Annotated in this window: 10 protein-coding genes and 1 pseudogene; 1 reads left to right on the forward strand and 10 read right to left on the reverse strand. The window is 42.0% G+C overall.

Annotated elements, in window-relative coordinates; all coding sequences use genetic code 11:
- Positions 1-531: 531 nt before the first annotated feature.
- The 10 genes and pseudogenes from rpsI to lacA form a co-directional block, all read right to left on the reverse strand.
- Positions 532-924, reverse strand: a complete 393-nt coding sequence (gene rpsI, locus I2503_RS08255; RefSeq protein WP_135038120.1) for a 30S ribosomal protein S9 — start codon at positions 922-924, stop codon at positions 532-534.
- 20 nt (positions 925-944) lie between these two features.
- The gene (gene rplM / locus I2503_RS08260) at positions 945-1,391 is read right to left on the reverse strand and encodes a 50S ribosomal protein L13 (protein WP_135038122.1); all 447 of its coding nucleotides are present in this window, start codon (positions 1,389-1,391) and stop codon (positions 945-947) included.
- A gap of 175 nt (positions 1,392-1,566) precedes the next feature.
- Entirely contained in the window at positions 1,567-2,460 is an 894-nt protein-coding gene (locus I2503_RS08265; protein WP_196967642.1) for a haloacid dehalogenase-like hydrolase, read from the reverse strand.
- Positions 2,461-3,672: 1,212 nt separating this feature from the next.
- On the reverse strand, positions 3,673-5,085 hold the full coding sequence (locus I2503_RS08270; protein WP_196967643.1) for a PTS transporter subunit IIC: 1,413 nt from the start codon (positions 5,083-5,085) through the stop codon (positions 3,673-3,675).
- Positions 5,036-5,398 carry a PTS sugar transporter subunit IIB gene (locus tag I2503_RS08275; protein WP_247644702.1) on the reverse strand — a complete coding sequence of 121 codons (363 nt, stop codon included), beginning with the start codon at positions 5,396-5,398 and terminating at the stop codon, positions 5,036-5,038. Before I2503_RS08275 ends, I2503_RS08270 begins: the two co-directional genes overlap by 50 nt.
- A gap of 12 nt (positions 5,399-5,410) precedes the next feature.
- Positions 5,411-5,884 carry a PTS sugar transporter subunit IIA gene (locus I2503_RS08280; protein ID WP_196967644.1) on the reverse strand — a complete coding sequence of 158 codons (474 nt, stop codon included), beginning with the start codon at positions 5,882-5,884 and terminating at the stop codon, positions 5,411-5,413.
- A 55-nt stretch (positions 5,885-5,939) separates the two neighbouring features.
- On the reverse strand, positions 5,940-6,161 hold the full coding sequence (locus I2503_RS08285) for a hypothetical protein (RefSeq protein ID WP_196967648.1): 222 nt from the start codon (positions 6,159-6,161) through the stop codon (positions 5,940-5,942).
- A gap of 540 nt (positions 6,162-6,701) precedes the next feature.
- Positions 6,702-6,966 (reverse strand): annotated as a pseudogene (locus tag I2503_RS09680) (hypothetical protein); the annotation flags it as partial.
- Between the two features lie 324 nt (positions 6,967-7,290).
- Positions 7,291-7,806, reverse strand: coding sequence for a galactose-6-phosphate isomerase subunit LacB (gene lacB / locus I2503_RS08290; RefSeq protein ID WP_196967645.1), 516 nt, complete (start codon positions 7,804-7,806; stop codon positions 7,291-7,293).
- 10 nt (positions 7,807-7,816) lie between these two features.
- Positions 7,817-8,239, reverse strand: a complete 423-nt coding sequence (gene lacA, locus I2503_RS08295) for a galactose-6-phosphate isomerase subunit LacA (RefSeq protein WP_196967646.1) — start codon at positions 8,237-8,239, stop codon at positions 7,817-7,819.
- 236 nt (positions 8,240-8,475) lie between these two features.
- Between lacA and I2503_RS08300 the strand changes: the two genes are divergently transcribed.
- Positions 8,476-9,249, forward strand: coding sequence for a DeoR/GlpR family DNA-binding transcription regulator (locus I2503_RS08300; protein WP_196967647.1), 774 nt, complete (start codon positions 8,476-8,478; stop codon positions 9,247-9,249).
- Positions 9,250-9,469: the final 220 nt, after the last annotated feature.

A 9,469-nucleotide genomic window follows, 5' to 3' on the forward strand; every position in this document is an offset into this window, starting at 1 on the left:
CTAATAAACTTACGGATTTGTATTGCTCATCTTTATTATATACCTAAACTAATTTTCCGTCATGAGTTAGCAGGCGAAGCCTGCTTGGAGTTTTAGTTTGCTTTTAGTACAAGGCAGCGAGTCGCAGGCAGTACTAAAGTACGGCAAGACGAGCTAACACAGTAATAAAAGATAAACTAAAAGAGTATAAACAAGCAGGAATGAGTTTAGAAGCTATTTCAGAAGCACTAACTCACAGTGATATTGGAACAACTCAAATTTATGTCAATACTTCCAATGTTATAGTCTTTTAGTTTGCTTTTAGTACAAGGCAGCGAGTCGCAGGCAGTACTAAAGTACGGCAAGACGAGCTAACACAGTAATAAAAGATAAACTAAAAGAGTATATCCCTATGGCAGTTGGTGAGTTTACCCTTAAATCAATAAGGTAAAAATAAGGTAAATTTTGAGGTGAATTTTTCAAAAAAACACCAAAAAAGCACCCATGAGGTAAACTCTTGAGTGCTTCGAAACGTTGATATATCGCGGATAATTAACGTTTTGAGAATTGTGAAGCTTTACGTGCTTTCTTAAGACCTGGTTTCTTACGTTCAACCATACGAGCGTCACGTGTAAGAAGTCCAGCGCGTTTCAAGCTTTGACGGAAGTCTGGGTCTACTTCAAGAAGCGCACGAGCGATACCGTGACGGATAGCTCCGGCTTGTCCTGCGTAACCACCACCGTTAACGTTTACGAATACGTCGTAAGAACCAGCAGTTGCAGTGACTGCAAATGGTTGGTTGATGACCAAACGTAGGTCAGCGTGTGGGATGTACTCTTCAACGTCTTTTTTGTTAACTGTGATTTTACCAGTACCTGGAACCAAACGTACACGCGCTACAGCGTTTTTACGACGACCAGTACCTGCATATTGTGCTTGTGCCATAGTTTCATCTGCTCCTTTCCTTAGATAAGTCCTGAAATGTCAAGAACTTCTGGTTGTTGAGCAGCATGAGTGTGTTCGCTACCAACAAATACTTTCAATTTCATACCTTGAGCACGTCCAAGTGTGTTGTGTGGAAGCATGCCTTTAACGGATTTTTCAATCAAGCGAACAGCATTCTTAGAACGCAATTCACCAGCAGAGATCGATTTCAATCCACCTGGGTACAATGAGTGAGTGTAGTAGATTTTGTCTGTTGCTTTTTTACCAGTCAATTTCACTTTCTCAGCATTGATAACGATAACGAAGTCACCAGTATCAGTATGAGGTGTGAAAGTTGGTTTGTTCTTACCACGAAGAACAGAAGCAACAACTGCAGAAAGACGTCCAAGTGGGACATCAGTTGCGTCAACAACGTACCATTTGCGTTCAACTTCACCTGGCTTAGCCATGTATGTAGTTTTGTTCATGATTTCTCCTATAGTCAATCTCGTTTTTGTTTACAGTGTGGATGTTCCGGTCCACGAGTTATTTGGAAGGTTCCGGGGCCTTTCAAATGGGGTAAACAATACCGTATTCCATACTATCAAATATGGCGAAAGTCGTCAAGATATTTTCCTTACTTTTTTTAAATTCAAAGTGGCTTTATCTTCTAACAGACTGCCCCATTTTGAAATAGGTGTGCCGTTTCCCCCGAACCGCTAGGGAAAGGGCCAGAATGTTCTCTGGGTCTGGCATGCGGCCATAGGAGCCATCCCCAATATGGTGGATGTCGGAGCCCACACGTTTGTTGCTGAGGGCAAAGTCCCGGACTGTTTGGCTGTCTGCACTTTCCTGGCTGGTTCCAATAGTCGAAATGACCAAGGCTCCTTGGGCTTTGACCTGATCCACGATCGGTGCTAGCTGGTCTTCACGGACGCCCGGAACTGTGCCAACTGCCGGTACTAAGACCCCATCAGCTCCCAGGCGGACAAAGTCGAGGAGTGCCGAAGTATCAACAACCGCTTCCCCCAGGCCAGCGCCGTGCATCTTCCCAGCGAATACCAAGCCTGAGAAGTGTTGTTTGGTCAAGGCAATCGCTTCTGAAATAGCCGTCAGAGAAACCCCCGTTGCGGGGTTCCCTGTCAGCATAATAAAGTCTACGCCCAATTCTTGAGCTTGTTGCAGACTCTGGGGGCTAACCAGACGACCGGCTGGCAGGTCCACTTGGTTTTCCAAGAGCTCCTGTGATCCATCCACAGGCTCCAAGTTAATCCCAATTGGCCGACCAGTTAAGCGTTTAAGCTCCGCAATCGGATTGGGACAGTCATAGAAGCCGACAATCTCTGGTTTGAAAACATCCAGCTCATTCAAGACCAGGAGGTCACAGCTAAAAGCGGCCATCATCTCGGCATTGCTGACACCCGCAATCAAGGGAGCAGCGGTGACCACCGTCTCTCCCATCACAATCCGACCTTCACTAGCCCGGATAGACTGTTTCAAATCTTGGGGGCTCATCGCTGCAATATCACTAGCATAGGTTGACAATAAGCGTTTCATCTTTAATCCTCCACTTGACAAGTAAGATTTGTTTCTCCATAAGCTTTACAACTTCATGCATTAAAAGGGCGGTGCAATACTCGCAATGAGTTTTTTCAACTCGGATGCCCTTGGGGAAAGTAGTCCTATTTCTTAACCCAGGAAAAAATCCCCTTACCTTTTGTACCCCACAGACAATCTATTTTCCAAAAGTTTGGAATCACACAGCAGCCCTTCTTCATTTAGGACCATGTAACAGGTCCAAAAAATGATTGAATACAACTAATCTAACACAAATATTTAAAATAACAAAGAATCTACTGATCTAACATCAACTACTCAAGGAAGCCCGCAAGGAGCACTCTATGCTTGATGACTTTAGGATCTCCATAAAGATTCCTATTCCAATCCATTTCTCAAATCACATCAGGGGTACTATCCTGTCCCTTTCTTCTTTTCGACTTAACAACTCCATGTATCCTAACTAAGGAAAGGTTATTAGAAACAGACATCCACGCTTAGGGCAAAGTCGTGCCTTGCTCTAAAAGCCAGCAAGAGGCTACTTGCAGTGGAGGACAAGGATATCTATCGCTAATCTGATGCGACACCACCTTGCCCACATTCGTTCCAGAGCAAGCTACATCACCTTCCTGAGCCGCCGGCCTTGTCTTTAGATCCGACTTATTCGATGGATACAGCATTGGACCTGGAGTTGAATCGTTCTGTGGTAGCAACTTATACTCGAAACAGTTCGAAATCTGAAAAGGCAATCCGATGAAGACAGAACTTTGGGTTCGGCGAAAAGGATTCACACATTCAGATTTTGAAATGTAATGAGTATTACTTACATCAAAAGAGGAAGCTCATCTACTACCAAACCTGGACCAGTTTCCTTCAGTGGGCAAACCTAATTGTTTCCACTACTGCGTTTGATGGTGATTCCTGGTGACCTCCTTCGATTTAGGTTAGCGCTTGCATTTTTGAGAGTACTAATTTGGAAATTATATAAAAATCAATAGACCTCCTTCAGAACTAAAGTATTTGATCCAATTTCACAGCAGGAAATATCGCATAACCACACTGAAATATCCTATGATTCTATCTTTTTTCAAATGATAACTCCGATGAATCTCAAGTTCCGTCACTGTTTTGCAGAAAGTCTAATTTCTGTTTCCTTGCACAAACTATGTAAAAACTCCCATAAGAGAGTCTTACGTGGAGTTTTTACATATTCTATCTATTTGTTGTTTCTGCTTCAAGGTAGACCTGGTTCCGTTTTTTCATTTCACCACGGTACCAGAAGAAGAGCAAGGTGTATACTACTAGACTACCGATAGCTAAAATCATAAAGGTACCTTCTCCAGCAGCAGCTTTACCAAGAAAGAATGCCAAGAATTTTTCAATTGGTCCTTCCATAGTAGTGTGAGAAATCATTGCTGAAGTTTCAATTCCTTCTGGGAAGGCTCCAACTTTCATTGCTGTCTCAGTAATAAATGGGGCCATGATTGTACCTGACCATAAGAAGAGTGGCAATTCAATGGCTCCGATAACAATCATCCGAATCAACTTACCACGTGTCACGACAAGCAGAGCTGGAGTAACTCCCATGGCAATAATTCCAGCAAGTGGCAAGAGTTTATTTCCTGGTAAGATAATGGATTCAAGTAACATAATTGGGGCAAGGACATTGGCAGCAGCCCAGATTTCCGCACGACCAGCAAGGAAAGGCCAATCCAAACCGATATTTAGAGTACGACCAGCAAGACGTGAAGAAGCGAAATCGGTGATCCCCTGTGACAAAGGCTCTACAGCTGCAATAAACCAAGAACCAATTAAAGAGAACAATTCCAAGCAGACCGCTGCAACAAAGGCCAAAGAAACAATTTCAGATGGAGTTTGACCAGCAAGAAGCCCTACAAAGATTCCCAAATAAATACCAATCGCAAATTTTGAACCCCAGAAACCTATTTTTGCATTCAACCTAGCTGCATCGAAGTCGTATTTATCCAACCAAGGGAATAGGAGATCAAAAATTTTATCGAAAACCATGATGATAGGATTCATCATAAAGTTCATATGAGTTGTGGTCATTGGATTTTCTGGACCAGCCCCCAACAAATCATTAAAGGTTGGTTTCATCAAATCAGAGTTGAGAATTTTCAAAACACCAATAAAAACCACCAATACAGTCGCAATGAATAGATTGGCTCCACTCCAAATTGCAAAGAGACCTACAATTGAAAGGTGCCAGATATCGAAGATATCAACGTCAAGTGTATTCGTTTTTTTCATCGCCAACATAATTAGGTTGACGATGACCATCACCAATAGGAAGTAGAGGGTAAATGGTGAGCCCCAAGTAATTGTTGCCAGAGGAGCCCATCCCACGTCCGTAATGGTTAACTCTAAACCAGTCCGCGCTACGAAATCTGTCATAGCACCTGAGAAGGCAGTAGACAAGATATTGATAATCGCTCCAATACCTGTTAGGGCAATCCCCAGTTTCAAACCTCCCTCTAAGGCTTTGGAGAATTTTACCTTAAAACAAAGTGCCAAAATGGTCAAAATAATGCTCATCAAGGAGGCCGCACCCAGATTAATAATTGGCTGGAATATCTGATTGGCTAAGTCTACAATTGCATTCATATGTTATCTCCCTATTTCGCAATGGAAGCAATCGCTTCCTCCATTTTTTGTATACTGGTTCTGCCATGGCCGGAATACGATATAAGATCGCCCCTGCATCTACCACTGGAATTTCAACATTGAATCCCAAGTCAGTTTTGGAAATTTGAGCGAAGATATCATAACGAGACATCATTTCTTCATTAATATCTTTAATCATGACTGCATCACAGGTCACTTGATACCCACGTTTTGCCATTTCAGATTCTAAAGCACTTTTAATTTGGTGGCTAGAATTTACACCTGCTCCACAAGCTGCTAATATTTTAATCATTTTCCGTACTCCTTAAAAATTCTTTTCTAAATAGTGATAAACTTCTTCTACTGATTCAAAGCTAAAGAATTCCACCAAATCCTCAACATTTTGGCGATTCACAAAATCCATAATCTGGGCTAATAGCCCAGATTGCTCCGATTCATCATGATTCAAGATCATAAACAAAAAGGAAACCTGTAATTCTTCGTCAGGAACAATCATATTATGGAAGGTGAGGGGATGTTTCAGCTTTACTGGAACAATCCGCGTTTGATTTACAAAGCTACTTTCTGTATGCGGAATCGCAACATTCGGTAGCCGCTCATCAATCGGTGCGAGTGGAAGCCCAGTTGGATACTGTTTTTCTCGCTCTACCAGGTTGGACAGAAACTCTTCTGTCACAAGTCCGTGCTCTAATAAGGCTTGAGCAACTTCCACAAATACATCATTTTGTGTCAATGCCTCAGATATAAAGACCGTTTCTTTGGCAAATAAATTAGTCATAGGTCACCTGAACTTTCTGAAAAATAGAAATTACTGAGGAAGCCAGACTCTTATTTCAGGCTTCAAGACTGGCTCTCCCTTCTGTCCGAAGCCATTCACGAGCTGCTTCCTCTCCTTTTTCAACACAAACCGAAACAACACCAGCCCATGTTGATCGTCCACATAGGACACCATTGAACTTAGCACCCGCCTGATGAGCAAACGCCAGTGTTTCTTGGAAGAGTTGCGCTGAAACCCCAGCACTAAGGTAAAGATACTCTTTTAGTGAATCTTTTATGACCGTGTTAGCTCGTCTTGCCCTCTCTCACACCACCGTGCGTGCTGTTCGGCACACGACGGTTCAGTTAACTTTTAAGGCATGACGTTTTAAGTAGTAATCGAGACAGCTGATCAGTCCTAGTTTGGCGAGGACTGGTTTTGATATTGCTTTCTTTAATACTATACTTCCTGCAAAACAGTGACGGAACTTGAGATTCATCTGAGTTATACTCTTGTAGTTTATCTTTTATTACTGTGTTAGATCGTCTTGCCCTCTCTCACACCACCGTGCGTGCCGTTCGGCACACGGCGGTTCAGTTAACTTTTAAGGCATGTCGTTTTAAGTAGTAATCGAGACAGCTGATTAGTCCTAGTTTGGCGAGGACTGGTTTTGATATTGCTTTCTTTAATACTATACTTCCTGCAAAACAGTGACGGAACTTGAGATTCATCGGAGTTATACTCTTTTAGTTTATCTTTTATTACTGTGTTAGCTCGTCTTGCCGTACTTTAGTACTGCCTGCGACTCGCTGCCTTGTACTAAAAGCAAACTAAAAGACTATATCATTTGAAAAAAGACTGAGTCACAAGATATTTCAGTGTGGTTATGCGCTATTTCCTGCTGTGAAATTGGCTCAAATACATTAGTTCGCAGGATATCTACTGACTTTTGTGCTACTAGTTGATAATGGTCACCCCAACCTGACACCCTATCCGCTATCCACCTTGGAACTCCGAGTTTCAGCAAGCCCTAAAGACGACATGACTTCTTCGTTGTTCTCTGGTGGGCTCAGCCACACCATTATGCCTAGCATTTCCCGCAAAGCTCCACGTGGATTAAAAACCAAAGTTGAAATGATTCCGCGATGGTCCGTTAGTGCATCCAATGTGACTTTATTTGCTATACTGCACCTCTTCAACTAAGATTTGTAGCTGCAATGCTCCACCCTGTGAAAGGAATACTCCCCGTTTCTTACCACATTCCCCATCAGTTCAATTTGTGGCAGAACACGGAGACATCCTCTCCTTTTCCTGCTGCTATTTTAAAGGAGGAGTTCACCCAGGTAGCTTGGGCTAACTTGAAACTCTCTCATTTATGGATATTCCAATCGAAAGATTCGAGGCACTACTAGCATTCTTTTGTCCACCTAATCGTGGTACTCTCCGCGATTCCATTTTTCAATAAATTCTTCGAAAAAGCTTGAACTATTTTGTTCCTGGTTTTCAGATTCTATACTAGAAATTTTGTGTACTAAGACTTGGTTTTCAGGGCTTGCTTCATATTCCGTTTCAAGGAAGGCATCAATGATGTCACACATGAGGAACTCACCACTAATTTTTCCACCAAACCCAATCACATTGGCATTCAAGACCTTTTTCGCATAAATTGCAGAGGTCATATCCCGAACAAGCGCACCACGGACACCTGGAACCTTATTGACCGCATTGTTAATTCCAATACCTGTTCCACAAATACAAATTCCGACATCCACCTGTCCACTCGCAACTGCTTCACCAACCTTTTTGCCATAGATTGGATAATGAGTTCGAACGTGGTCATAGGCTCCAACATCTAGAACCTCATGTCCCTTCTCCTTCAAATAATCCACTACTGCAATTTTTTCATCCGTAACAATATGGTCACAACCGATTGCAATTTTCATTCACTTCACCTCAGCACATTTTATTCAACATATCCACACGAATCTGGTGACGCCCTCCATCATAAGATCCTTCAACAAATCCTCTAACAATGTTCTTAGCCAAACCAACCCCCACAATCTCTGCACCAATCGTCAGCAATCGTGAATTGTTATGCCCCCTAGTCATATAAGCTGAACGTTCATCCGAAACAACCGCTGCAATAATTCCCTTGCATTTCGTAGCCACCATGAAAGGACCAACACCATATGCATCAATAACCAGACCTAAGGCTTCCTGATCTTTCTTTAACTCTGCAACAACAGCTAATGTCTCATCTACGAAATCTCCCCCTTGACTCACCGTCACCAATTCGCATCCCAATGTTTTGAGATAGTCGTCAATGGCGATTTTGAGATGTTTCCCATGGGAATCTGCGGCTACATATAACTTCATACACCTGACCCTCACATTCTTTATATTTGCTCACTTACATTGTAACCGTTTTCGAACAATAAGTCAACAACCTTTGTTTGTTTTTGTGTTTGTTTAAACAAAAAATATATTGTGTTTGGTCAAAATAAAAAGAACCCAACATCAGAATGAGGTTCCTATCTATTATTCATTCAATCATTAGCAGAATTTTTGGTTGTTTTTTGTTACAATAAAAATAAAAAAAAAGGGGGGGAGAAATGAAAAAACAAAAAAGATTGGAAAAAATAACTCGTTTAGTCCACCAAAAAGGAACAATTCGAACATCTCAAATTGTCGAAATGTTGAATGTAACAGATATGACTGTCCGACGGGATTTGGGAGAATTAGAAGAACTAGGAATTTTAACCAGAATCCATGGAGGAGCTCGTTCCAATACCGCCTTCCAGTACCGCGAATACTCCCACTCAGAAAAGCACATCCAGCATCAGGCAGCAAAGCAGGCCATTGCCCTGCGAGCAGCCTCTCTCATCGAGGATGGCGACCGAATTTTTCTAGGTCCTGGGACGACAACCACCTATTTAGCAGAAGCCATTCAAAACAAACAGTTAACCATCATCACCAACTGTTTACCTGTCTTTCGAGTGCTCTCCCAAAAGAAATCCGAAGACTTCAAAGTCTTTCTGCTAGGAGGAGAATTGCGTCAGGTAACCGAATCCTTCATAGGAGAAATTACCAATATGAGTCTTGAAAATCTCCATTTTTCAAAAATGTTTTTTTCTGCTAATGGTGTCAAAGCGAATCAGGTTATGACCTCGACGATTACTGAAGCCTATACCCAACACTTAGCCCTAGAACACTCCCTCGAACGCTATTTACTTTTAGACAAGTCAAAATTTGGCAAAGATGACTTCACTTCCTTCTGTGAACTCGACAATCTGACAGCTGTTGTCACAAACTTAGCAACACACGAAGAAACTTACCCACTAGTCTCCCCACATATTGATATCATCAACGATTTGCAAATGCCATAGTATTTTAGTTTACGCTTAACGAATCTTAGTATGTTTGAAAATCCAATGAGTATTACTTTTAGTACAAGGCAGCGAATCGTAAACAGCTCAAAGTCTCCCTCAGAGATTTTTCTACCATTTGTCAACCATTTTTCTAAAAATAGGACAATTTATTTGGCAGATTGATGCCTGCTGAGCCTAGTTGTGAAGCAAAGAGAAGGGGATTTTGTGTCAAGGCCTT

Origin of the sequence: Streptococcus sp. NLN64, assembly GCF_015831295.1 — a bacterium.
Taxonomy (GTDB): domain Bacteria; phylum Bacillota; class Bacilli; order Lactobacillales; family Streptococcaceae; genus Streptococcus.

Coding starts and splice junctions, on each gene's coding strand:
- lacA (WP_196967646.1), bottom strand. CDS start 8,239: ATGAAGTTATATGTAGCCGCAGATTCCCATGGGAAACATCTCAAAATC.
- rpsI (WP_135038120.1), bottom strand. CDS start 924: ATGGCACAAGCACAATATGCAGGTACTGGTCGTCGTAAAAACGCTGTA.
- I2503_RS08265 (WP_196967642.1), bottom strand. CDS start 2,460: ATGAAACGCTTATTGTCAACCTATGCTAGTGATATTGCAGCGATGAGC.
- I2503_RS08275 (WP_247644702.1), bottom strand. CDS start 5,398: ATGATTAAAATATTAGCAGCTTGTGGAGCAGGTGTAAATTCTAGCCAC.
- I2503_RS08300 (WP_196967647.1), top strand. CDS start 8,476: ATGAAAAAACAAAAAAGATTGGAAAAAATAACTCGTTTAGTCCACCAA.
- I2503_RS08270 (WP_196967643.1), bottom strand. CDS start 5,085: ATGAATGCAATTGTAGACTTAGCCAATCAGATATTCCAGCCAATTATT.
- rplM (WP_135038122.1), bottom strand. CDS start 1,391: ATGAACAAAACTACATACATGGCTAAGCCAGGTGAAGTTGAACGCAAA.
- lacB (WP_196967645.1), bottom strand. CDS start 7,806: ATGAAAATTGCAATCGGTTGTGACCATATTGTTACGGATGAAAAAATT.
- I2503_RS08280 (WP_196967644.1), bottom strand. CDS start 5,884: ATGACTAATTTATTTGCCAAAGAAACGGTCTTTATATCTGAGGCATTG.